The organism is Paenibacillus sp. FSL W7-1332 (genome assembly GCF_037969785.1).
Lineage (GTDB): Bacteria > Bacillota > Bacilli > Paenibacillales > Paenibacillaceae > Paenibacillus_AQ.
In genome coordinates this window covers 2,657,097-2,680,352 of the sequence record NZ_CP150209.1, presented here as the reverse complement: position 1 = coordinate 2,680,352, position 23,256 = coordinate 2,657,097, and the positions used below count along the sequence as shown (strand labels likewise).

The 23,256-nt window shown below is 49.8% G+C and carries 27 protein-coding genes; 2 read left to right on the top strand and 25 right to left on the bottom strand.

Annotated elements, in window-relative coordinates; translation table 11 throughout:
* Nucleotides 1-29: 29 nt before the first annotated feature.
* From bshA to MKX98_RS11865, 6 genes are read right to left on the bottom strand one after another with little or no spacing between them, the layout of a single operon-like run.
* Complete coding sequence (bshA, locus tag MKX98_RS11890) at nucleotides 30-1,193, bottom strand: N-acetyl-alpha-D-glucosaminyl L-malate synthase BshA (protein ID WP_194541956.1); 1,164 nt, start codon at nucleotides 1,191-1,193, stop codon at nucleotides 30-32.
* A 31-nt stretch (nucleotides 1,194-1,224) separates the two neighbouring features.
* Nucleotides 1,225-1,932 carry a bacillithiol biosynthesis deacetylase BshB1 gene (gene bshB1 / locus MKX98_RS11885; protein WP_194541955.1) on the bottom strand — a complete coding sequence of 236 codons (708 nt, stop codon included), beginning with the start codon at nucleotides 1,930-1,932 and terminating at the stop codon, nucleotides 1,225-1,227.
* Nucleotides 1,932-2,351: a methylglyoxal synthase gene (gene mgsA / locus MKX98_RS11880; protein WP_339223096.1), complete on the bottom strand. Its 420-nt coding sequence runs from the start codon at nucleotides 2,349-2,351 to the stop codon at nucleotides 1,932-1,934. The genes bshB1 and mgsA overlap by 1 nt, the downstream gene beginning before the upstream one ends.
* Before the next feature lie 18 nt (nucleotides 2,352-2,369).
* Nucleotides 2,370-3,173, bottom strand: coding sequence for a 4-hydroxy-tetrahydrodipicolinate reductase (gene dapB / locus MKX98_RS11875; protein ID WP_194541954.1), 804 nt, complete (start codon nucleotides 3,171-3,173; stop codon nucleotides 2,370-2,372).
* 17 nt (nucleotides 3,174-3,190) lie between these two features.
* Complete coding sequence (locus MKX98_RS11870; RefSeq protein WP_071218386.1) at nucleotides 3,191-3,730, bottom strand: tetratricopeptide repeat protein; 540 nt, start codon at nucleotides 3,728-3,730, stop codon at nucleotides 3,191-3,193.
* 49 nt (nucleotides 3,731-3,779) lie between these two features.
* Nucleotides 3,780-4,109 carry a nucleotide pyrophosphohydrolase gene (locus MKX98_RS11865; RefSeq protein WP_071218387.1) on the bottom strand — a complete coding sequence of 110 codons (330 nt, stop codon included), beginning with the start codon at nucleotides 4,107-4,109 and terminating at the stop codon, nucleotides 3,780-3,782.
* A gap of 225 nt (nucleotides 4,110-4,334) precedes the next feature.
* Here MKX98_RS11865 and MKX98_RS11860 point away from each other — a divergent pair, with 225 nt between their 5' ends.
* A complete protein-coding gene (locus tag MKX98_RS11860) occupies nucleotides 4,335-5,204 on the top strand; it encodes a YitT family protein (RefSeq protein ID WP_071218388.1) in 870 nt (289 codons plus the stop codon).
* Nucleotides 5,205-5,249: 45 nt separating this feature from the next.
* On the opposite strand, the gene MKX98_RS11855 is transcribed toward MKX98_RS11860, so the two are convergent.
* The 8 genes from MKX98_RS11855 to MKX98_RS11820 all read right to left on the bottom strand — a co-directional run bounded on the left by MKX98_RS11855 (nucleotide 5,250) and on the right by MKX98_RS11820 (nucleotide 11,233).
* Nucleotides 5,250-6,107, bottom strand: coding sequence for a sporulation protein YpjB (locus MKX98_RS11855; RefSeq protein WP_339223094.1), 858 nt, complete (start codon nucleotides 6,105-6,107; stop codon nucleotides 5,250-5,252).
* A gap of 66 nt (nucleotides 6,108-6,173) precedes the next feature.
* A complete protein-coding gene (locus tag MKX98_RS11850) occupies nucleotides 6,174-6,806 on the bottom strand; it encodes a DUF1405 domain-containing protein (protein WP_194541952.1) in 633 nt (210 codons plus the stop codon).
* Nucleotides 6,807-6,944: 138 nt separating this feature from the next.
* On the bottom strand, nucleotides 6,945-7,832 hold the full coding sequence (locus tag MKX98_RS11845) for a menaquinol-cytochrome c reductase cytochrome b/c subunit (RefSeq protein ID WP_194541951.1): 888 nt from the start codon (nucleotides 7,830-7,832) through the stop codon (nucleotides 6,945-6,947).
* Nucleotides 7,833-7,853: 21 nt separating this feature from the next.
* The gene (locus MKX98_RS11840) at nucleotides 7,854-8,525 is read right to left on the bottom strand and encodes a cytochrome b6 (RefSeq protein ID WP_006209500.1); all 672 of its coding nucleotides are present in this window, start codon (nucleotides 8,523-8,525) and stop codon (nucleotides 7,854-7,856) included.
* 15 nt (nucleotides 8,526-8,540) lie between these two features.
* Nucleotides 8,541-9,086 carry a ubiquinol-cytochrome c reductase iron-sulfur subunit gene (locus MKX98_RS11835; RefSeq protein WP_015734548.1) on the bottom strand — a complete coding sequence of 182 codons (546 nt, stop codon included), beginning with the start codon at nucleotides 9,084-9,086 and terminating at the stop codon, nucleotides 8,541-8,543.
* A 181-nt stretch (nucleotides 9,087-9,267) separates the two neighbouring features.
* Entirely contained in the window at nucleotides 9,268-9,693 is a 426-nt protein-coding gene (locus tag MKX98_RS11830) for a DUF2487 family protein (RefSeq protein ID WP_220685833.1), read from the bottom strand.
* Between the two features lie 103 nt (nucleotides 9,694-9,796).
* Nucleotides 9,797-9,976 carry an IDEAL domain-containing protein gene (locus tag MKX98_RS11825; RefSeq protein WP_006209497.1) on the bottom strand — a complete coding sequence of 60 codons (180 nt, stop codon included), beginning with the start codon at nucleotides 9,974-9,976 and terminating at the stop codon, nucleotides 9,797-9,799.
* Nucleotides 9,977-10,081: 105 nt separating this feature from the next.
* A complete protein-coding gene (locus tag MKX98_RS11820; protein WP_194541949.1) occupies nucleotides 10,082-11,233 on the bottom strand; it encodes a hypothetical protein in 1,152 nt (383 codons plus the stop codon).
* 362 nt (nucleotides 11,234-11,595) lie between these two features.
* On the opposite strand from MKX98_RS11820, the gene MKX98_RS11815 reads away from it, so the two are divergent.
* Nucleotides 11,596-12,354, top strand: coding sequence for a class I SAM-dependent methyltransferase (locus MKX98_RS11815; protein ID WP_194541948.1), 759 nt, complete (start codon nucleotides 11,596-11,598; stop codon nucleotides 12,352-12,354).
* A 70-nt stretch (nucleotides 12,355-12,424) separates the two neighbouring features.
* Here the strand turns inward: MKX98_RS11815 and MKX98_RS11810 are convergent, their stop codons facing one another.
* The 11 genes from MKX98_RS11810 to trpE form a co-directional block, all read right to left on the bottom strand.
* The gene (locus MKX98_RS11810; RefSeq protein WP_194541947.1) at nucleotides 12,425-13,012 is read right to left on the bottom strand and encodes a histidine phosphatase family protein; all 588 of its coding nucleotides are present in this window, start codon (nucleotides 13,010-13,012) and stop codon (nucleotides 12,425-12,427) included.
* 29 nt (nucleotides 13,013-13,041) lie between these two features.
* Nucleotides 13,042-13,644, bottom strand: a complete 603-nt coding sequence (locus tag MKX98_RS11805) for a zf-HC2 domain-containing protein (RefSeq protein ID WP_194541946.1) — start codon at nucleotides 13,642-13,644, stop codon at nucleotides 13,042-13,044.
* Nucleotides 13,641-14,234, bottom strand: a complete 594-nt coding sequence (locus tag MKX98_RS11800) for a sigma-70 family RNA polymerase sigma factor (RefSeq protein ID WP_194545129.1) — start codon at nucleotides 14,232-14,234, stop codon at nucleotides 13,641-13,643. Before MKX98_RS11800 ends, MKX98_RS11805 begins: the two co-directional genes overlap by 4 nt.
* Nucleotides 14,235-14,646: 412 nt before the next feature.
* Nucleotides 14,647-15,741 (bottom strand): prephenate dehydrogenase, encoded by a 1,095-nt coding sequence (locus MKX98_RS11795; RefSeq protein ID WP_194541945.1) that lies wholly within the window; start codon nucleotides 15,739-15,741, stop codon nucleotides 14,647-14,649.
* 47 nt (nucleotides 15,742-15,788) lie between these two features.
* On the bottom strand, nucleotides 15,789-16,886 hold the full coding sequence (gene hisC, locus MKX98_RS11790) for a histidinol-phosphate transaminase (RefSeq protein ID WP_339223089.1): 1,098 nt from the start codon (nucleotides 16,884-16,886) through the stop codon (nucleotides 15,789-15,791).
* A gap of 41 nt (nucleotides 16,887-16,927) precedes the next feature.
* The gene (gene trpA / locus MKX98_RS11785) at nucleotides 16,928-17,734 is read right to left on the bottom strand and encodes a tryptophan synthase subunit alpha (protein ID WP_194541943.1); all 807 of its coding nucleotides are present in this window, start codon (nucleotides 17,732-17,734) and stop codon (nucleotides 16,928-16,930) included.
* Nucleotides 17,731-18,927, bottom strand: a complete 1,197-nt coding sequence (gene trpB, locus MKX98_RS11780) for a tryptophan synthase subunit beta (protein ID WP_071218400.1) — start codon at nucleotides 18,925-18,927, stop codon at nucleotides 17,731-17,733. The genes trpA and trpB overlap by 4 nt, the downstream gene beginning before the upstream one ends.
* Nucleotides 18,924-19,598, bottom strand: coding sequence for a phosphoribosylanthranilate isomerase (locus MKX98_RS11775; RefSeq protein WP_194541942.1), 675 nt, complete (start codon nucleotides 19,596-19,598; stop codon nucleotides 18,924-18,926). The genes trpB and MKX98_RS11775 overlap by 4 nt, the downstream gene beginning before the upstream one ends.
* Nucleotides 19,599-19,610: 12 nt before the next feature.
* Entirely contained in the window at nucleotides 19,611-20,420 is an 810-nt protein-coding gene (gene trpC / locus MKX98_RS11770) for an indole-3-glycerol phosphate synthase TrpC (protein ID WP_194541941.1), read from the bottom strand.
* Nucleotides 20,410-21,450: an anthranilate phosphoribosyltransferase gene (gene trpD, locus MKX98_RS11765; protein WP_339223085.1), complete on the bottom strand. Its 1,041-nt coding sequence runs from the start codon at nucleotides 21,448-21,450 to the stop codon at nucleotides 20,410-20,412. The genes trpC and trpD overlap by 11 nt, the downstream gene beginning before the upstream one ends.
* A 19-nt stretch (nucleotides 21,451-21,469) precedes the next feature.
* Nucleotides 21,470-23,023 carry an anthranilate synthase component I gene (gene trpE, locus MKX98_RS11760; RefSeq protein ID WP_339223083.1) on the bottom strand — a complete coding sequence of 518 codons (1,554 nt, stop codon included), beginning with the start codon at nucleotides 23,021-23,023 and terminating at the stop codon, nucleotides 21,470-21,472.
* Nucleotides 23,024-23,256 lie beyond the last annotated feature (233 nt).

Here is a 23,256-nt window from a genome sequence, read left to right as displayed (position 1 = left end):
TTATCCGAAAAACAACGAGAGGGTCGAGCTTAGCCGCAGACCGGCTTCAGCTCGCTAACCTCCCGTCCCAATACTCGGTAATATATTTCTTCGTACTTGCCCCGTATCAATTCATTGCAGAACATCGTTTTGGAACGATGGAGACAAGCCTTGCGAAGCCGCTCACTAAGCGCTTCATCCTTTAATATTTCAAGCACATGCTGGGCCATTGAATAGGTGTCTCCGATTGGAGCCAAATAGCCGGTTTCGCCATGTGTAATCAACTCGGGAATCCCGCCTGCCGTGGAGCCGACGGTAGGCACTCCGCAGGCCATCGCTTCCAGAGCGACCAGGCCAAAGCTTTCTTTCTCGGAAGGAAGCAGCAGCACATCGGCCATCGATATCACGTGCGCAATTTCATCTTGTTTGCCTAGAAAATGCACCTTGCTGCCGAGTCCCAGCTCATTGATCCGGCATTGGATTTTCGGAAGCTCCGGCCCTTCCCCGACAAGGAGCAGCTTCGCCGGTACCTGTTCCTGGACCTGGGCGAATATTTCCAGCACGTCTGCTACCCGTTTAACCGGACGGAAGTTGGAAATATGCATCAAAATCTTTTCATTCTCATCTGCATAATCTTTACGCAGCGATTTCGAATCCCGCGGATAATACACCCGGGGATCCACAAAATTGTAGGTAAGGTCAATATCCCGGCTTATATCCAGCAGCTCCCGCGTTTCTCGAATGAGATCCTGAGAGACAGCCGTAACGGCATCACTTTCGTTAATGGCGAGCCGAATCAGGTCCTTCAGCGATTCATCCTGCGCCAGAACCGTGATGTCGGTTCCATGCAGCGTCGTGACGACCTTCAGTTGATCTCCGACCATCTGCTTTGCCAAGAAGGCACACACGGCATGTGGCACCGCATAGTGCACATGAAGCACATCAAGCTGCTGCATTTTGGCTACCTGAGCCATCTTTGTCGCTAGCGACAAATCATATGGCGGGTATCGGAACACATAGTAGTCGTTTACTTCAACTTCATGATAAAAAATATTTTTATGGAAAGTTCCTAACCGGAACGGAATGCTGTGAGCAATAAAATGAACCTGGTGGCCTTGCTCGGCTAGGAGTTTCCCCAGCTCTGTCGCCACCACGCCCGACCCGCCCAATGAAGGGTAACAGGTAATGCCGATTTTTAATGGTTGTTGATTCATGTCAGGCCTCCTTTACGTACGCCTCTATATATTATGCCTGCTTGGAGCCGAATAGATGAACAACATACGGACTTTTACAAGCGAAACCTTCTGCATAAGGAATAAGCCTGCGCGCTCCAAGCAGTGAATCCCTGGCCCGCACACGCTCTATGTACCCCTCGGTCAGCGGGGTAGAGACTGCATCTTCTTCAGCCTTTTGGAACTGGGAACGGTAACAAGACAGGGCCTGCTCCTTAACGGCGTAATGATCCGTAACGTCAACGACCAGGTCCGTTCTTCCGATATCATTAATGAAATAAAAATAAAGCTCGTCCACCTTAACCGGCGGCTGCTCGGGCATGTAACGACGAAGCTTGGCATTAAATACCGCTTCCTCAACCAATCGGCTGCAAGCCACATGGTCCGGATGGCGATCCTCCCAGTAAGGAGCAAACACAATCGAGGGAGCAAACTTGCGAATCTCGGCTGTGACCGCTTCAATGTTCTCCGGCGTCACAAATAAGCCGCGGTCCGGCAGTCCCAGATTCGTACGGACCTTGAGATCCAGAATCCGGGCAGCTTGGTCTGCCTCCTTCTTGCGAAGGTCGACCGTGCCGTTGGACGACATCTCGGCCTGCGTCAGATCACAGATCCCGACAGATAGTCCCGCTGCCGTATGCTTCGCAATCGTTCCTGCCATCCCGATCTCGGCATCGTCTGCGTGTGCTCCGAAGATTAAAATATCCAGTTGGCTGTTCATTAGCTATCCACACCCGGTTTGTATTTATGAACGAGTTCCCGCCATGCAAAATCGCCACGGTCCAGCGCTTTAACAAGAATCTCGGCCGTTGCCACATTGGTAGCAAGCGGAATTCCCTGCACGTCACACAAACGAAGCAGTGCGTTAATGTCCGGTTCATGAGGCTGTGCCATCAAAGGATCCCGCAAAAAAATGATCAGATCCATCTCATTGTCCGCAACGAGTGCGCCAATCTGCTGGTCGCCGCCAAGCGGCCCTGAAGCAAAACGGTGAATGCTAAGCTTGGTTTGCTCCATAATACGGGTTCCCGTCGTTCCCGTTGAGTAAAGATTATGATCTTCGAATACACTTTCATACGCGATAACAAAATTGACCATTTCCTCTTTTTTACGGTCATGAGCGATAAATGCAATATTCATAGTAATTTCTCCCCTATGTTAGTCGATAAAATGATCAAATCCATAGACCAAGCCGGTGTATCCCATTACCTTCTCTATAGCCATCTTCACGCCTGGCATGTAAGCTGCACGCTCATAGGAATCATGTCGAATCTTCAAGCTCTGCCCGTAACCGCCAAATATAACTTCCTGCTGTGCAAATACACCCGGCAGACGAACACTGTGAATCCGGAAGCCGTTATAATACCCGCCTCTGGCGCCCTCGATGACCTCTTCTTCCTTCGGATTGCCCTGCCGGATCTCCTCGCGGTTTGCGGCAATCATTTCTGCTGTTTTGATCGATGTTCCGGAAGGCGCATCAAGCTTCTGGTCACCATGAGTTTCAATGATTTCAACATGAGGCAAATATTTGGCAGCCGCAGCAGCAAACTTCATCATCAGGATCGCTCCGATGGAGAAGTTCGGTGCGATCAAACCGCCGATATTCTGCTCCACACACAGCTTGTCCAACTCTTCGATTTGCTCTGGCGTGAAGCCGGTTGTGCCCATGATCGGACGCACGCCGTGCTTAATGGCCAGAGCCGTGTTGATATAGGCAAACTGCGGTGCTGTAAAATCAACCATGACATCCGGTTTCGATTCAACCAGCGCCATCTCCAGATCGGAGGTCACCGTAATGCCACAGGCAGGAAGACCCACAAGCGTCCCTGCATCAGCACCCGCATCCGATCGGCCTACAGCGGCAACCAGTTCCAGTTCATCATCGCCCAAAACAAGCTTCACTACTTCTTTACCCATACGGCCGCCGGCACCGACGACCGCAACTGTCCATTTGTTTGCCATTCTACATGTCCTCACTTTCAATCCGATGCTGTATCCTGCATATATGATTTCAAACGCTGTTTGAGTTCCTCCATAATATGCTGAAGCCCACTCTCCTGCGGGTACAATGAAATGACCTCTTTTAGCGTGGAAATGGCGCGCGCATGCTCATCAAGTTCGCTGTAGACCAGAGCAAGCCATACGTAGGCCTGGGCGTATAAAGGGTCCATCGCTACGGCTGATTTCAGATGAGACACGGCCTGATAGAGCTCAGACTTGGTTACATCCTTGCGATTCTCGACCATTTTTCTGGCACGCTGCACCAGCTCCGCCGCCTTGATATGCTGTAAGTGAAGCGCATATTCCGGTTTGTCCGGCTGCAGCCTGACGGCTTCTTCCGCGTGTGTAATCGCCATCTCCAGTTTGTTGCTTCTGCCGTAGGTAATGGAGCATCGGTAATGCACTTCCGCATCTCCCGGATTCGCAATGATCGCTTGCTCAAACCAACGTAACGCCTCTTCGAAATCATTCTGAAGTATGCATCGATATGCTTTTTGTATATAACTTTCAGGTTTCACGGGCTGTCCCTCCCCACAGCGGGTTTGGTACAGCATATGTAGCAACAGCCTAATCGGTGTTTATTTTCGTCCAACGATCGGCATCACGCGTCGCAAATTTATGCATGACTTTCGCGTGCGCTTCCGCGAGATCGATGCCAAGGGAATTGGCAAAACAAATCGTAATAAACAATATATCTCCAAGTTCCATTTCGATGGAATTGTCTGCTTCATCCGCTTTCTTCGGTTTTTCTCCGAACTGATGATTAACCTCTCTGGCGAGCTCGCCCACCTCTTCGGACATCCGGGCCATCATGGATAAAGGACTGAAATAACCTTCCTTGAATTGTGATATGTATTGATCGACTTCCTGCTGCATTTCAGCCATTGATTTTCCCAAGACTCTATAACTCCCTTCACTGCACAGTCTGCCTCAACTTGTAAATCCAAGCTGCAAGCAGCATTCTCTCATAACGAGCGATTGGTTTTAAACCTATGTTATCGTAAAGCGGATTTGAAAACAAATAATTTTTTATGGCTGGGACATGATCGGCACATACTAGGTAGGTGTACGAGCAACCCAGACATAAGGGTAATATCCACCATCGGGAATGCGAGGGGTCTTATGAAAACGTCCAAATTGCTCCATCAGCTTCAAACGATCATTCCGATCATCGCCGGCTCCGCCATTTACGCATTCGGCCTTATGTATTTCATCATTCCGAATGAGCTCATGGAGGGGGGCGTCACCGGCATTACCGTACTGCTTAACTATGCCTTTAACATATCGCCGTCCATCTCAACCATGGCGCTCAATATCCCGTTATTCTTGGTCGGCATGAAAATTCTCGGTAAACGCCAGTCTGTTTACACAGGTCTCGGCATTGCCTCATTAACCCTGTTTCTGTGGCTGTTTGAAGCGTTGATCGACCGCGGTTATGTTGTGCCGTTTCACACCGAACAGGATTATATTCTTGCTGCGCTCTACGCAGGTGTCACATTGGGGGCTGGGCTTGGCATTGTGTTCCGGTTTGGCGGTACGACGGGCGGTTCAGACATTATTGCCAGAATCATTAACCGGAAATTCGGCTTCAGCATGGGCCAAATTATTCTATCCCTGGATATCTTGATCATCGGGCTATCCTTATTCTTTATCCCGCTCGAGCGGATATTGTATACCCTCGTCGCCGTATTCATCGCTTCCAAGGTCATCGATTTCATTCAGGAAGGCGCTTATGCCGCCAAAGCCTTCACCATCATCAGCGATCAGGCGCCCGAACTTGCCCATCGCATATCAACCGAGATGGATCGTGGGGTTACGCTAATCCCCGCCATCGGCGCCTACTCCAAGCAAGCCAAGCATATGGTATACTGCGTCGTATCCCGGCAGGAAATTCGCCGCTTAACGGGAATCGCCAAATCGTTAGACCCTCGGGCATTTATTATCATTAATGATGTCAATGATGTGCATGGCGAAGGATTTAAAGAGGAATAGCCCGGTTCGCACCGGGCCACAATCGGAACTGCTATGGATTCCCGCCTACATTTTGCGAGGGAACATCGGTTTTGAGCTATACTGCTGACCACGGTATTTGCGGTATCCCGCAAACGTTAATGCCGCCAAAATGAAAGCGCCGATGACCAGCTGCCAGGTCCATGGCTCCTTGACCTCTCCCAGCGGAGCTAGGGCAGGTTCATCCTTTTTCTTGCCAAACAACGTGTTGATCATTTCCTCGCCCTGCGAAACCACTTTTTGCACCTGTGCCGTGTCCCCCGATGACACCAGACCCCCTGCATAGGATATCCAGGACTCCATCATGTTGACATCCTCAGGCTTTCGCTGTATGACAACGGAAGGACGGATGAGTTCATAATGTTCACTGAGGCTGGCATACGCTCGTCTCATACCAGCCTGATCCTGCTGAGCAGCATATTCCCCCATGACCCTCAGGTCTTCACGTATGACCTTGTAATATTGCAGCCATAACGCATCTTTGACATGGATCAGGCTATCGGTTGCCATACGGAGTTTACCTGCGGACACCATCCAGTGCTGCGGCTCCTGCGTAGCCCGTGCCGTGGCTTCTTTCATCTCCAAAATACTCTCCGCCAAGACATGAATACCTTCTACACCGGTCAACCCCTGAAATGACGAAGCCTCAAACAACCCGGATACCCGGCGAATATCCTCCAGCACGGCTTGTACATTGCCTTCCTCCACATGACGGTATAGCTGCTCTACTTCCTTGTTCAGCGCCTTGGCCTGTATGGATGCGGCGGGCGAAGTCTCATACTGTTCATTTGCCGGGGTAGCCCATACAGAATCACCCATGCTGACGGTAACCAGCATAAGCAGTGCAGACAGGCACAGCAGGAGCTTCGGAAAGGTTCGAAACATGGGACATCCCTCCTACCGTATATGTATGGCAGAAGGGATGCTCATAGAACCGCGTTGCCTACACGGCTAACGGTGTTTGGAATTCCCGTATTTCATGAAGATCCAGCCGGCAAAACCGCTGAAGAGAGTCAAAAGATAGGTGAACAACTCGACTGCTGAAAGGTCATCATATAATTGACCCGGCAGCCAAGGAAATACGCCGTACGTATAATCTACGGTGTCATTCAACAGTGTCCATGCAATGGCCCCGGTGAGCGCTGTCCAGCGATAATGAAACAATCGTACGAACAATAACGCTTCCACCGCCATCGCCGTATGTGAAGCAACGAGCATCCAATCCTGCCATGCCAGCACATCCCCTTGGGCTTGTCCGGCAAATATGATAGCAACAGCCCATATCCCATACTTTACTGAAGTAACGACCGCCAGCGCCTCAATGAATTGCTGAAACAAGGAGCCCCCAAGCCCCCGAGGCGGGTAAAGGAGCAGCAGAAGCGCTAAACTGAAGAATAAACTGGCCGTCGGGCTATCCGGTACGAATATGACCTGCCATAGCAAGCCATGATCCACGGTATCGACCATTTGACCCCCATACCATATGTATCCATAAATCGTTCCAAGGATGTTGCATATGAGCAGCAACCAGAGAATCGATCGCTTGCTTAGAAATTCCCGGCTCCAAAAATACGAAATCGACAAGCTCCGTCCCCCTGTCCTGTTCCTTGTATTGTTCATTTTACGACTAATGCCGATTATACCTAATCCCCACATACATTTCATCTACATTTAACATTTAAAAAAACCTGACCGCCATGCGGTCAGGTTCGTCTGTGCATCTTACTCTGCAGCTGCTTCTGCCTTTTGGCTTGCAAGCCAATCAGCCAGCTGATCGAGTTGTTCTTCGGTTACTCCAGCACCAAGAGCTATGTCTTTCATAGCCGGCATGCCGCCTTGGCCATTTTCAATAATAGCCATGATCTCTTCTTTTGTGTGGGTATCCCCGACACCGCGAAGCGACGGACCGGATGCCCCTTTCAAATCTGCAGCATGACAAGAGATACAGGTAGCTGTCTTAAAGGTTTCCATCGCGGGATTATCCTTATCAACGATCGCTACAATGCTGTCTTCTGGCTGCTTCGCATTTGAGGTCGGAAGACCGGCTGCACGTTTCTCGTGAGCTTCTTCTTCACGCTGAATATGCTCAGGCTTCTGTCCAGTAGCTTCCAGCTCATGCACATAGTGCGTCCAGGCTGCGTTCGTCAGATAGATGACTGCAAATAACGACAGAATCATAAGGGCCGAAGTAATAGGCCGCTTGTAGAACCGCCGCTCTTTCCCCGTATCAAGGAAAGGAACAAGGAGCAATGCGCCGAAGGCAACACCCGAAACACCAATCGTACCCAGTACTACATAATCACCGGAAGCGTATGGAAGCTTCAGGTATTCATACAGGAACAGGAAGTACCAGTCCGGCATCGGGATTACTGAAGCTCCCGGATCCGCCGGATAACCGAGCGGAGCCGGCTCCGAGATGGTCAGCACAAGGAAACCGACCAGTACAACTACACCAACCATCCATTCCTTCAACAAGAAGTTAGGAATGAACGCTTCTGATTTGCCGGGATAAGCGGTGTAATCCGGCGGCGTAACCCAACCGCTGCCTTTTTTCACACGTGAATCGCCGACATAAACTACTTTCTCATCAGATTTATGACCATGTGCCATAAATATGCGCCTCCCTTCTTCTTATAGTGGACCGGAAATACCTTGTCTGCGGATCATGATAAAGTGTCCTACCAGTAGAGCAAGAAGGACAGCCGGAAGGAAGAATACGTGAATCGCGAAGAAACGCGTCAACGTTTCGGCGCCTACGATCGTACCGCCTTGCAGCAATTCTTTAATGATAGGTCCAAGCCAAGGTACGGAGTTCGCAATCTCCAATGTAACTTTTGTAGCGAAGTAAGCTTTGTTATCCCATGGCAGCAGGTAACCTGTCAAACCAAGACCGAGCATAACAAAGAAAATGAGCATACCAACAACCCAGTTCATTTCACGCGGCGCTTTGTAAGAGCCGGTGAAGAACACGCGCATCGTATGCAAGAACATCATCACGATTACCAAGCTTGCGCCCCAGTGGTGCATACCGCGGACAATCTGTCCGAAGGCAACCTGCGTTTGCAGGTACTCAACACTGTTGTAAGCGTTTATGATATCCGGTACATAATACATCGTCAGGAACATCCCCGACAGAATCTGGATGACTGTGATAAAAAACGTCAAGCCGCCGAAACAGTACACAAACGCGGAGAAATGATGCGCCGGGTTTACGTGTTCCGGTACCTCGTGGTCTGCAACGTCTCTCCAAATCGGCGTGATATCGAGACGTTCATCAATCCAGTTGTAGACATTCTTCAACATCTGAATCTACGCCTCCTATTTAACTACGGTATTTGGCACGATGGCGCCGAGGTAAATCCAGCCGTTCTCGATTTTCGTCTCGTACTGGTCAAGCGGCTTCGGCGCTACTGCCAGGTTCTTACCGTCCGGTGTATAACGCGCACCGTGGCAAGGGCAGTGGTATTCATCAGGGAAATTTTTGTTGTTATTCCATCCAACAAGGCATCCCAAATGCTTACAGATCGGTGAAAGCGCTACAATTTCACCCTGATCGTTCTTACGAATCCACGCCGTCAAAGTAGCTGTACTGTTGTACCAGCCGTCCTGCTGTTTGAGCTCGAAATGGAATTCCTGTGGATCGTTGGTAATTTTGCTCTCTTCCGCGACCTTTACAAAAGACCCTTCTTCTTTATTTTGAAGAATCGGATCAACGGCAAAGCGAAGCATTGGCAAAACTACTCCAGCAGCCATATAAGCTGTGGCACCGCCCAACGTGTATGTAAGAAATTGTCTGCGGGACATCTCTTTCTGTCGGGGTGGATTGTGCGATTCTTCATGCTCGTCATTGTGGTTGCTGCTCATTCTGTGTTCAACCCCCTTTGTCAACCGTTCTTAAGTGTCATCAATGATTAAAATCACACGACTTACTAGGACATACTAATAATATCTTAGGCTCCCAAGACCGTCAAGAATTTGAACCCCAAATTTGGGTTCGCTTCCAATAGCCCTTTCATAAATTGTTGGTTTTTTGTCACATTTAGACTCAGCTTTCCTGCTGCCACATTTCACTGATTTGCCCGGCAACGATGGCTGACAGTGGGATGCCTTCGCTGCCTTCCAACCTGCGCCGGGACAGGACCAGCGTGCTATCAGGCACATCCTCTTTGGAGAGCTCAACATCCGCAGTCATAATAACAACAAATTTAAACCCGCTGGATTTGACATTGTGACAAACTTCATTTAGAAGCTTTATATCTTCAGTATTTCCATATTGTACAGCAGGATATGTAACCAATCTTCCCTTAAACGGAATTTCAGCCAAATCCATAAAATCCCGCAGCCGTTCAAGCGCAGCTGTCGCCTCCCACGGCGTTTCCATACCCGATAATCCGGTAAACGGAATCAGGCAGGTATCAAAAAAAGGTTTAAGTTCCGGCCAAGTCTGCTCGTCCACTTCACTAAATTTCATGCAAGGTACATCCTTTCTGCTCACTCATCATCATTTCGTTATCATTATACGAGTGCAAGGGCGGGTAAAGCAAAAAAAAGAAGAAATGCGATAAAGCATTTCTTCAATTCAAAGTCCTCAGTTCATCCGTCAGGTTTCGGAAAGCCACTTCGTCGCCGGAAGCCAGCGCTTCGTCAATTTCTTTATACAGCTCTTCACTCCGATGCTTGCGCAATGCTTCGTCCCACACCATTTCGGCCGCCAGACCTAACATAACCTCGTAAGTAACCTTCATCTTATCCATTAGGATGCACCTCCAAACTAAATTTGCGTATTCCTTATATTCTTTCCCTTTAAATGCTTCTACTTCCAAAACTTTTTGCGGCTGCTGCGAATGTAACCAAACAACCTAGAGAATCAAATCATTCGAATCGCTGATATGTAAGCCGGCTTCCGCGGCCTTCAAGCCAAGCGCCGTCATTTTGTACGTAGTCCCCATAGTCTGGCTCTCTCCTATTCTGAGCATCCCCAAATGCATCAGCATGCGGATAATCCGCTGCTCCAAAATATTTTGTGGACTGTCATAATAGAAAGGACGGATTAGCCAGCCCAGCGATTCGTAAAGAGAGGCTGCGGTGACCCAATCTCTTGCGCATTGACTGATCCAGTATACAAGAGAATTGATATTGGGAATTGCGCCTTTATAAAGTCTTAACCAAAAGCGGAATATCTGTATCACGCTAACTTGATTTCCTTCTTCCATAAGCGCAGTTCCGCTTTCAGTCAGGATCAACCGGGCGTTGTTTTCCCTGATCCATTTTTTAGCGTAAGCATAATCGTACAGCAGCGCAAAGCGATCGGGATATTCAATGCACGAGCGTCCATACCCGAACCTCCACGCTCCCTTGGTAATCAATGGCTCGGAAATATGCAGTGTACTCATGAGCTGCTGCTGATTTCGCCTATACATGAATCCTTCCTGATTCAACTCGATATCATGTCTGCCGACGTATTTAAGAATCAGCATGAGATCTTCTGCGGCGAGCCCCTGCTCATCCCGGTACACTTCCGGGTCATCACTTAATCGCTCCAGATTTTGATGAAGCCGTTCACGCAGCACGTCACGAAACCGCTCCTTCATATCCGAAGGCACTTGAAACAAGTACTTGGTGGAATGGGTAAAGCCGTTAAACAACCAGCCGCTTCGGCGATAACGTGCGACCGCCTCACGCGGACTTTCCGTTTTGGCGGCGGCAGCTTTCTTGTTTGAAGAAGCTTGTTCCTCTTTCTCCTCCAATTCCGCCGAATGACGGATCGCAGCCGTCAATTCTTCCAGGCTATAGCCTGTTCGGGTGTCAAATGCCAGGTTGTTCAGAAAACGCAAATCGCTTGGTGACAAGCTGCTGACCTGCTCCTCGAAAAACTCTCTGCGTCCGAGCTTGGACAGAATACTCTGGATCAGTTCATGCTTTGAATTCCGCTTAGCGTCACAATCATAGTGATTCGCTATATTGCTAAGCTGTCCAATATCGGCATATGTGAGCATATCCGCTAGATTCATCTTCCATCGCCTCGCCGTTTTACAACCATTATGGGAAGGTTTTGGACATTTGATACCTGATACACTTCGGTTTAACGAAATATTTTTTATTTTTTTTGTATATAGAAATGACTATGCTCTCTTATTAAATGATAGAATACTTACTGATTGCTGCAGAGATTTCGCTTATGATGAATTACTTCTAAATAAAATGAAAAAACCGCTTAATATGAAGGAAATGATTGAATCACTACAGGAGGATAGGATCATGAGAACCCCAGAACATGAAATATAACTAGGTGCGAATCGAATCCGTGGACCTCCATTAAGAGCTTTTCAACAATGAAACAACACTCTTAATAAAAGCTTGGAGGTTATGTGAAATGATAAAAGATACAGCGTTTATGGCCTTAATTCAAGATATCGATCAACATTTTTCAGGATGGGACTTCTCGCGAATTACAGCATCAGGCCGCATGCAGTCCCATGCCCTCCCCTGGTCTTTAGGCAGCATGGTCATTCCGTTCATGCGAGATGCCGCTACGATGCTGGATATGGGGACAGGCGGAGGAGAGTTCCTATCCTCCCTTCATCCACTGCCGAAAACGGTTTATGCCACTGAAGGGTATAAACCAAACGTACCGATTGCACGACAAAAACTTGAGCCGCTTGGCGTAAAAGTCGTCTATTTTGAAGAGGATTCCTCGCTGCCTTTGAAGGATCATTTTTTTGATCTGATCATCAATCAGCACGAGTCCTATTCCGCAGCGGAAATCCAAAGAATTCTTAACGATCAGGGCGTGTTCATAACCCAGCAATCTGGGGGAACCGACTGTTATGGAATCAACGAATGGTTTGGCGTTCCGTTAAATGAAGAGTTCGCGCATTGGGATCTGGCAACCGCTGTCCAAGAACTGCAGGATCACCGTTTCAACGTCACCTTCAGCCGGGAAGCCTTTTCACCGCAACGGTTTTATGACATCGGTGCACTGGTCTATTACCTGCAAGCGATTCCCTGGCAGATTCCCGATTTCACGGTGGAACGGTACCTTGAGCCTTTATATCAGATTCATCAGGAAATCCGGACCAAGGGCTATTTCGAGGTGCAGCAGCATCGGTTTATTTTAATAGCGCAAGCGTAAAACTTCATCCTAATACCAAAAAAGAGCCTTCCCGCGGGGAAGGCTCTTACTTCATTAATGAATCTCCATGTTACGACTGTTTTGTCAACAGATGCTTGGTACAGTTAAACAGCAGGGGCGACCAGTCATCATCTTTTCTCTCCAGGACGGTGAGCGACAAATTGCCGATCCGCTCGCTTAGAACGCCGCGGCACACCAGCTTGTAGAGCTGCGCTAAAAAACCACCGTGGCTGACAACCAGAATATTAGCGTTTGGGTGTTTATGCCACATATCATCCAAAAAGACAAGCCCCCTGGATTGAAGCTCCAGATCCGTCTCCTGTCCCAAATCGAGCAGGTGCCAATCGGCACCGAACCGGGATTCACGTTCTTCCGCTGTCAGACCTTCCACCTGACCGTACTTGCGCTCGCGCAAACGGTCATCGGGCGGCATCAATGGAATGTTCAGCATGGACGAGATGATCCTAGCGGTTTCTTCAGCACGGGAAAGTCCGCTGCTAACGGCAAAGTCCCACCGGTATGGCTCCTGCAGTAGTCGTTCCCCAAGCAAACGGGCTTGACGACGACCTTCCTCATTCAGTGGAATGTCCGTTTGACCTTGGATTTTGCCTAACGCATTCCAATCCGTTAAACCATGACGAACCAAGCCGATTTGCATGCCGCATCTCCTCCATCCTAACCTCTTTTTTATCTTCTGACTCGATTTAATTTTTTCAGGAAAAACATGGCGAATCCAATGCCCAATAGGGATAGTATCATCCAATATTCTGGCTGGGTCGGGCTCATATCAACCACAAAAGGATCAATAATGCCGCTGTTGGTTTTCGGAATCTTGTAATCGTCCTGAGAGTTCAGGGTTTGGGCCGTATCAGCCACCCCCGTAGGAATGATCCCTGTCGTTACCGCTTCCGGAACTGGCTCCGGCTGATTGCCGGTTGCTGCAAAATAAACGAAGCTGCATACAAACAGAGCTAAAAAACCGGCAATCATAAGTGTCAGCCGCTTGCGGAACACTCGGCTTACCGCCCGACTCTTAGACGTTTCCTCCACCAACCATGGGAAATCCCGATAGATGCGGTCCATCACGTTGCGGTTGATCTGTTCAGCGTCCATGTCGGGGATCTCATGTTCCAGAACGTGAACCATGTTCTGGCTTTCCACCCACATTTCGTACTCCGCTGCACACGAGCTGCAGGTTTGAACATGTGCTATCAGCCGTTGTCGCCGCAGATCATTGTCCGGCAAATCCCAGACAGTTTCCATCAGCTCTTGGGCTTCATCGCAAGTCATCTGTTCTTCATCCCTCTCAGATCCTCAATAACCGGCTCATAAAAATAGGGTTCGAGCTGAATTTTGACACTGCCGCGAGCTCTGAACAACAATGACTTAACCGAACTGACGCTTTGACCTAAAATATCCGCGATTTCCTGATAATCCAGTTGATCATATTCCCGCAGAATCAGCGCCGATCTCTGTTTCTCCGGCAAATTATTAATTGCTTCCCTTACCATATGTACTCGTTCACTGCGTAGGATTGCCTGCTCCGGAGCAACCTCCAGCGGAGCCACAGGCACGACCCCGCTCTCCTCCAGCGGCAATGTGCCGCTCCGATGCTTGCGCAGTTCGCTGAGAACGGTGTTGCGGGCTATGGTATAGAGCCAGGTCGAGAAGGATGCATCCACTTCCCGGAATGAGTGCAAACTCCGGAATGCCTTATAAAATGTTTCCGAGCATAAATCTTCAGCCATAAGCTCCATGTGCGAACTTTTTAACATATGATAGACAAATGCTAATATTTTTCTCTGATAACGCCGCATTAATTCGGAATAAAGTTCGGTATTGCCTTGCTTAATTTCTTGGATTAGTTGGGAATCCGTCATATGATTTTTCGTTCCTCCTTCACCATCCGGTGCCTCTTCCCTGTCCATTACATCTCCCTCCGGATGCAATGTTCAAGGATTTGTGCAAAAGTACCGTCAAACCATATATAGTTACGCCACAAGATGTCTGACTATTCTATGTATTTGGCAATTTCCCCAAATCTTCTACACTAGCACTCTAGCATTATAGCACATATTGGAGAAAAGTTCAGGTTTGTGGCAGCAGCTTTGCCACGGATAGGAAAAAAGACAAAAAAAATCCGCCTTCAACATTGAAGGCGGTTGCACACAGTGCAATATTTTGGATAGGAGTGGAGAGAAACCATACTGTACTTTTATTATATGTATACGTTTTCATTTTGTCAACACTGAAAACGCATTTATTTCCGGTTGTTTAAAAACAACCGGAAAATTACTGGTACACCGAGTGTCCTTGCGACAGCAGAAGCTCTTTCGCCCGCTCCTGTTCGATTTCATTGCGGAAGGAAAGCCTCATCACACCAGGCACATCTTCCCGGCTCTCGATAATCTGCATGTTGCTGAGGTTGATACTGTTCGTCCCCAAATCCGTCGCTATGCGGCCAATGATACCCGGATGGTCAGGCACGTCCAGATACAAATCATATTGGGGAACGATCATTCCCTTCCTTCGCTCCGGCAGCACGCTGCGGAATTCCCCCGCTCTGCGGAAAGCCTCTTCAATAGCAGCCCCGTCCTTCGACTCCAGCATGTCCATAAATCGCTGGATTCCTTCGTTCCAGTCTCGTAACAGCGGCAGCATGACATTGCGATTATTTAATAGAATGTCCCGCCAAACGACCGGGTCGCTGGACGCGATACGGGTAATATCCCGAAAGCCCCCTGCAGCCAGCGTACGGTACAACGGATTATCGTCATTGTAGGAGCTGATCTGGTTCACCAAGGCCACTGCGATCACATGAGGCAGATGACTGATGGCTCCAACAATCTCATCGTGCAGCCTTGGCTCCACTTTTACAATGTGAGCACGCGTATATGACAGAAGCTCCACAAGGATGTCCAGCTTCTCCTGAGGGACATCATCCGGCGGAGTAAGCACATAATATGCATTCTCGAATAAGACGGTGGAGGCAGCGCCGACACCGGATCTTTCCGAGCCGGCCATCGGATGTCCACCGATAAAATAGGCATCCTTAAGGGCAAGTTGGGATGCGCATTCGGCAATACTTGCTTTGGTACTGCCTACATCCGTAATAATGCATCCGGGTTTAAGCCGCAATTCACTCAGACGTTTTATGTACATCTCGAGACTTCCTACCGGAACGCACAAAAATATGACGTCCGCGTCCTGGGCAGCTTCTTCCACCGAAAGCGTAACCTTATCGACAACGCCCTTGGCGATTACCTGGTCGGCATATTCCTGCGTGTGGGCATAACCGGTAACGGTTATGCCTGGTTTACCTTTGAAGTTTAATGCTAACGAACCGCCGATCAAGCCGACGCCGAAAATAGAAATTTGCATGGTCATGTTCTCTCTCACTCGTTTCAAGCTGCGATTATTGTTATGTTATTAGATCAAGCTGGAGCATTCACATCTTGGAGCACTTGTTCCAATGCGCCGATGAAAGCCTTGTTTTGTTCTTCAGAGCCAACGGTTACGCGAATATAGTTCGGGTAAACATCAAAACCCGGACGTACGATGATGCCTTTGCTCAGCAGGGATTTGAACACTTCGGTGCCTGGTCTCTTCACATCCACCATGATGAAGTTCCCGTTCGCAGGAAAATAGGATAATCCAAGACGATCAAACTCCCGCTGCACATAAGTGATTCCCTCAGCATTCAATTGACGGCATTTAGCTACGAATTCCTGATCTTTCAAGGCGGCCTTCGCGGCCACTTGGGCCAGGCGTCCTGTATTAAACGGCTCACGCACTCGGTTAATCAAGGAGATAACCTCAGGTTGCCCGATGCCGTAGCCGATGCGAAGAGCAGCCAGGCCGTATATTTTGGAGAAGGTACGCAGAACGACCAGATTCGGATAACGTTCCATTAACTTGATGCTGGCCGGATACGAAGCGTCCGTTACATATTCATAATAAGCTTCATCAAGCACAACCATCACGTGAGCAGGGATTTCATCCAGGAAAGATACCAGCTCGTTCTCGGAAACGATGGTTCCGGTCGGATTATTCGGATTGCACACCCAAATGATTTTGGTTTTGTCCGTAACGATTTTTGCCATGCCCGGCAGATCATGCTTCCCGTTAACCAGTGGCACCTCAATGCTTGTCGCACCTTCAATATCCGCATTCGTTTTATACACCGAGAAGGTCTGATCGGCCATAATGGTTTCGTCTCCCGGCTCCAGGAACGCACGAATAATGAGGGCGATGATTTCATCGGATCCGCATCCGAAAATAATCTGATTGCGTTCAATACCAAGCTGATCAGCAAGCTCCGCCGTTAAATCGGCCGAACTTCCATCCGGATACAGGCTGAGCGTTGCCAGCTCAGCGGTAATGGCTTCGGTTGCGCGCGGTGAGCAGCCATACGGATTCTCGTTGGAGGCCAGCTTAATGACCACATCCAGGCCTAGTTCTTTTTTGACTTCTTCGATGGGCTTCCCGGGTTGATATACAGGAAGATTAACAATTTGCGCTTTCGGTTTCATTCGATATTCGCCTCACCTTTCATAACTGCTTAAACACAACACTATCCCTTTAATTGTGCCACAAACTCCCTGATTTGCAAAAGTCCCTGCTGTCTTGTCTCTTCCTTCTCAAGGAGGGGAATAGTAGACTCGATCTGACGTACTATGGCACTGCCAACAACGACGCCGTCGCAGATTTTAGAGAATCTGGCAACCTGTTCGCCGGACGAAATGCCAAAACCAATCGCGATGGGCACATTGCTGTACTGCTTCACCGTTTCAAGGAATGACTCCACTCCTGCATAAAAATCGTTGCGCTCGCCTGTCACGCCAAGCGAGGATACGCAATACACAAAGCCGGTCGCTTCCGAAGCGATGCTCGCAATCCGCTCATGGGAAGTAGGTGCCACCAGTGGAATCAGGTGAACGCCCGCAGCATGAGCCCGTTTCCGAACCTCTTCGGATTCTTCCACCGGCAGATCTGGAATAATCAGCCCGCTGATATCATGCCTTACCACTTCTTCGAAGAACACATCCAGTCCGGTCTGCAGAACCGGATTGTAATAGGTGAACAGAATGAACGGCAGCTTACTGCCTCGTTCTCTCGCCAGGCGCGCGGTCTCCATGCAAGTGCGGATGTTCACCTTGCTCTTCAGGGCACGCTCGGAAGCACGCTGGATGACCGGGCCATCGGCGAGGGGATCAGAATAAGGAACGCCGAGTTCGATAATGTCGGCTCCCGCCATTTCAAGCTCATGTATGATATCCAGCGTCGCTTTCACATCCGGATCCCCAACGGTCAGATAAGGAATCAGGGCCGTCTTGTTTTGTTGATTCAACAACGCAAAGGTCTGGTCAATTCGGTTCATTCGGATTTCCCTCCCGTGTAAGCCATGATGGACTCCACGTCCTTGTCACCGCGACCGGACAAATTAATGACGACGATATCGTCCTCAGTCCACGCGGAGGCCATTTTTACGGCTTGCGCCACGGCATGCGCCGATTCCAGCGCAGGAATGATGCCTTCCGTTCGGCATAAGAGCTGCAAGGCATCCAATGCCTCTTGGTCGGTTATAGGCACATACTGCACGCGCTCAATATCTTTTAAGTAGGAATGCTCTGGCCCAACGCCGGGGTAATCCAGACCGGCAGAAATGGAATGTGCCTCCTGAACCTGTCCATACTCATCCTGAAGCAAATAACTCATCGATCCCTGGAATACGCCTTGGGTCCCTTTGGACATGGTGGCCGCATGATAATCGGTATCGATCCCTTTCCCGGCCGCTTCGACACCGATTAGACCGACTTCCTTATCTTCCAGGAACGGGTAGAACATGCCGATCGCGTTGCTTCCTCCCCCGATTGGTGCAAGAATCGCGTTTGGAAGTCTTCCTTCCGTCTCCAGAATCTGCTTGCGGGTCTCGTCACCGATGATCCGCTGGAAGTTCCGGACCATCATCGGATACGGATGCGGACCTACTGCGGAACCAAGCACATAGAAGGTATCCTCAACGTTGCTGACCCAGTAGCGAAGCGCCTCGTTGCCGGCATCCTTCAGCGTTCGGCTTCCCGACGTCACCGGAATCACTTCGGCTCCGAGCATTTTCATGCGGAATACATTCAACTGCTGCCGCTTGGTATCCTCTTCGCCCATGAACACCTTGCATTCGAGACCGAGCAGAGCGGCTACGGTTGCAGTGGCAACTCCATGCTGCCCGGCGCCCGTTTCGGCAATGACCTTGCCTTTGCCCATACGCTTGGCTAGCACGCCTTGAGCAATGGCGTTGTTGATTTTGTGGGCGCCTGTGTGGTTCAAATCCTCCCGCTTCAGATAAATTTTAGCCTTGCCGAGGTGTTTGCTGAGTCGTTCAGCATAATATAAGGGCGTTTCCCGTCCGGAATACTGTTTAAGCAAATAAGCGATCTCCTCTTTGAAGGCAGGATCCTCCGAAAAGCGAATATACTCTTGTTCAAGCTCTATTAAAGCGTTCATGAGCGTTTCCGGCACAAACCGGCCACCAAACACTCCAAAACGTCCATTACGGTCAGGAAGTTGTGTCATTTCCCCTTCACCCTTTCTATGAATGCCATCACTTTGTTTATGTCCTTCACGCCAGGCTCGCTCTCAACGCCGCTGGATACATCCACGCCGTAGGGAGCGTATTGGCCTATTAAATGCGATACATTATCCGAATCCAATCCGCCGGCTACAAACAAGGGGATCCCTTGCCGTTTCGCCCATTGCTGGTAAGGTGGGATGAGATCCCAGGCAAATGTCTTGCCAGAACCTCCGCCATACACCGGATCATACGTATCGATCAGCAATCCGTCGATGCAGCCCGCATACGGATCCAGTGCTGACAGACGTTCCGATTCCGGGCGGTCACTCCCGATCGATATCGCCTTAAAAACGGAAACCGGGAAGCGCTCCTTCACTTCCCGGCAAAATTGCGGCGATTCCTGACCATGCAGCTGCACGATGTCGAGCGCTGCTTCTCGTAGAAGCTCTTCCAGCTCATTCAAATCAGGGTTAACCAAGACGCCGACAGCGGCGGGAATCTTGTTATGATCCCATTCCCGCAATACTTGCATAAGCTGTGCAGCCTGCTGCGGAGATACCTTCCGCCGGCTCTTGGCAAATACGAATCCGATATAATCCACAGGTAAGTTTATCATAGATTTTAGCACTTCAACGCTTTGAAGTCCACATATTTTTAGCGCTGTACTCATCACCCAATATCCCCTTTATTCTACGTCTGCAGCGATCGGCAAGGGTCCCATTAGATCGTTTACCGCGCGGAACACGTCCTGCTGGCGCATGAAATGCTCCCCTACCAGAACACCATGTGCCCCAACATAATGCAAGTAGGAAATATCGGCTGGACCTGATATTCCGCTTTCGCTGATCAAGGTAATTCCCTGCGGTACTTGTGCCGCGATATCGGCTGTTGTCTGCAGCGATGTTTCAAAGGTCCGCAGATTGCGGTTATTTATTCCGATCAGCTGAGCTGTTCCCAGCCCAAGAACCGATTCCAGCTCCTGTCCATCATGGACCTCAATCAGGCTATCCAAGCCAATCGAGCCGGCGATGTCTATAAACTCCGCAATCCGCTCAGGCTCCAGTATGCTCGCTATTAAGAGAACCGCGTCCGCACCTAACAGTCGCGCCTCGTAAATCTGAGTCTCGTCGATAATGAAATCCTTCCGCAGCAAAGGAATGTTGACGGCCGCCCTTACCGCTTTCAAATACTCTCCACTACCCTGAAAATAGTCCTTGTCGGTCAGCACGGAAAGACAGTCGGCATCGGCTGCCTCATATGCTTTGGCGATCATAACCGGATCAAAGTCCGGACGAATTAGCCCTTTGGACGGCGAAGCCTTCTTCACCTCGGCAATTAACCCCATGCTGCGTTTACGCCCCGTCGACAACGCCTTCCCAAAGCCGAGAGTCGGCGGTAAATCCGCTATTTGCCTCTCTGCCTCCGAGATGCTGAATGTATCTCGCAGCTGAGCAACTTCTCTACGTTTCGTTTCTACTATTCGATCAAGATACATAACTCATTTCCCCCGATCTTGAGATCAGCTGCTCCAGCTTGGACTGAGCCAGCCCTGAATCGATCGCTCCCGCAGCGCGCTGCACACCTTCGGCCAAACTATCCGCAAGCCCAGACACATAGATGCAGGCACCGGCATTGGCAAGCACGATATCCCGATAAGCACTGCGCTCACCGCGCAGCACGGATCCGATGATAGCCGCGTTCTCTTTTGCATCGCCGCCCAGAATATCGCTCATCGGATGAACCGACAGTCCCAGGTCATGCGGATGAATGTCATACGTTCGGACTTCTCCGCCACGAAGCTCGGATACGCGCGTAGGTGCAGAGATGCTAATTTCATCCAAGCCGTCATGGCTGGTTACCACCATGGCCCGCTTTAAACCAAGCTCTTTAAGCACCTGTGCGATGGTTTCCGTTTTGTTCATATCGTATATCCCGAGCATCTGCCGATCTGCGCCGGCCGGGTTTGTCAAAGGCCCCAGCATGTTAAATACGGTTCGAACCCCGAGCTCTTTGCGAGGAGCTGCGGCATATTTCATCGAAGGGTGATAGATCTGGGCAAACAGGAAACAAATTCCGATATCATTCAGACAGGCTGTCGCTTGCTCTGCCGTCAAGTGGATATTCACGCCCAGCGCCTCGAGCACATCGGCGCTGCCCGCCCGTCCCGATGCCGAGCGGTTGCCGTGTTTGGCCACTCTGACCGAAACCGAGGAGGAGATAATGGCGGATACGGTAGAAATGTTAAACTTATGAATCCCGGATCCTCCGGTGCCGCATGTATCCAGCAGCTGGTTTCGCTCGGTAACGACGCGCCCGCCCGCACCACGCATCGCCTCGGCGAAGCCGGTGATCTCTTCGACCGTCTCCCCCTTCATTCTCAAGGCCGTAAGCAGCGCCCCGATTTGGGAATGGGTTGCCTGGCCTTCCATAATGGACTGCATGACCCCGCGCGCTTCCTCCCGGCTCAGATCTTGACCTTGAATCAGCTTCGTAAGGCTGGATTGCATCGTTTCCATGACGTTCATTACGTTCTCCTCCTTCGGTTTAAGGTGTGTATTGGTACAGGTAATCCTGATTAATTAAATCGTTAGCCCCCGTGCTGGACGGAAACATCGCTTCCGCGACGCGGATCGCCTTCAGCATCCCTCTGGCTTTGTTGATGGTTTCTTCATATTCCTTCTCCGGTACCGAATCCCATACGATGCCGGCCCCCGCCTGGACATAAGCTTTGCCCTGACGAAAAATGATCGTACGGATCGTAATGCAGGAATCCATATTGCCGCCGAAGCCGAGATAACCGATCGCGCCCGCATACGCGCCTCTTGCTTCCCGTTCCAGCTCCGCAATAATTTCCATGGCCCTTAGCTTCGGAGCACCGGATACCGTTCCTGCCGGCAAGCAGGACAGAAAAGCATCGAAGAAATCCTTATCCTCTCTCAGCTGGCCGGAAACGCTGGATACCATATGCATCACGTGGGAATACTTTTCAATTTCCATGAACGTGTCGCACTTCACTGTGCCGAACTCTGACACGCGGCCCAGATCATTGCGGCCCAGGTCCACCAGCATCAAATGCTCGGCTCGTTCCTTCTCGTCCTGCAGCAGATCTTCGGCTAGCGCATGATCTTCGGCCTCATCGCTGCCTCTAGGTCTGGTACCTGCAATCGGTCTTGTCTCCAATCTTCTTCCATCCACCTTCACCAGGGCTTCCGGGGAGGTTCCTACGATAATGTCGTCGTCCATCTTGAGGTAGTACATATACGGCGAAGGATTTAGCGTTCTCAGCACCCGGTATACGTGAAGCGGCGATACTTCGGTCTCAATATGGAAGCGCTGGGACAATACCACCTGAAAAATATCACCAGCGCGAATGTATTCCTTTGCTTGCTCCACATTGGAGAGGTACTTCTCTTTTGTCATATTGGATTTAATGTCGCCCATATCAACATCCGCCGGAATGCCTTTGGAGTTCACGTTCTCCCGCGGTCCCTGTTCTTGCAGCTGCTCGGCTGCGGCTTCCAAGGTACGGCATACATCCCGATAGCTTTGCCGGATGGTTTCGTCCGAATCCCCCGGCTTCACATGTACGTTGCCAACCAGCATGATCTGCTGCTTCACATGGTCGAAGACAATGACTTGATCGCAAAACATGAACCGGATATCATCCATTCCGAGATCGTCCATCGCATGTGCCGGAAGCTTCTCATAATATTGGAGCAGGTCATATCCAAAAAATCCGATAGCCCCTCCGGTAAAAGGTGGCATCTCCTTCAGCTGCGGGCTGCGGTACGTTCGCAGCAGCGCCTTTAACTCCTCGACAGGCTTTCCTTTCAGCAGGGAACGCTCTCCGTTCCTTTCAATTTCGATCTTTCCTTTTTTACCCGTAATCATTAAGAAGGGGTCTGTTCCAATAAACGAATACCGTGCCCACTGTACTCCGCCCTCAACGCTTTCAAGTAAAAATGCCCGCTTCCGTTCCGCATATCGTTGAAAAATGCGAATCGGGGTTTCCATGTCGGCTAACAGTCTGATCGCTACCGGAATCAGGTTATATTCACCTGCCATAGCCACCACTTGCTCCATTGATGGATTCGCCATGTCAATCCCTCCTTAATTGATGGTATACAACAAAAAAACCTCTACCGAAGTAGAGGTTAACGTTCAGAATAAGTCTATGAAAAAAGAGCGCGGTCAAGGAATTCAGAGCCCATTCAACAACGAACTACAGCGGCTATTGTTCCATTGACGGATACAAGAAATAGGCTTGTAACCAGCCGTGAACATGCTGTACTATTCATCATGAAATCAAGTTCATCCTTAATCCCGATTAT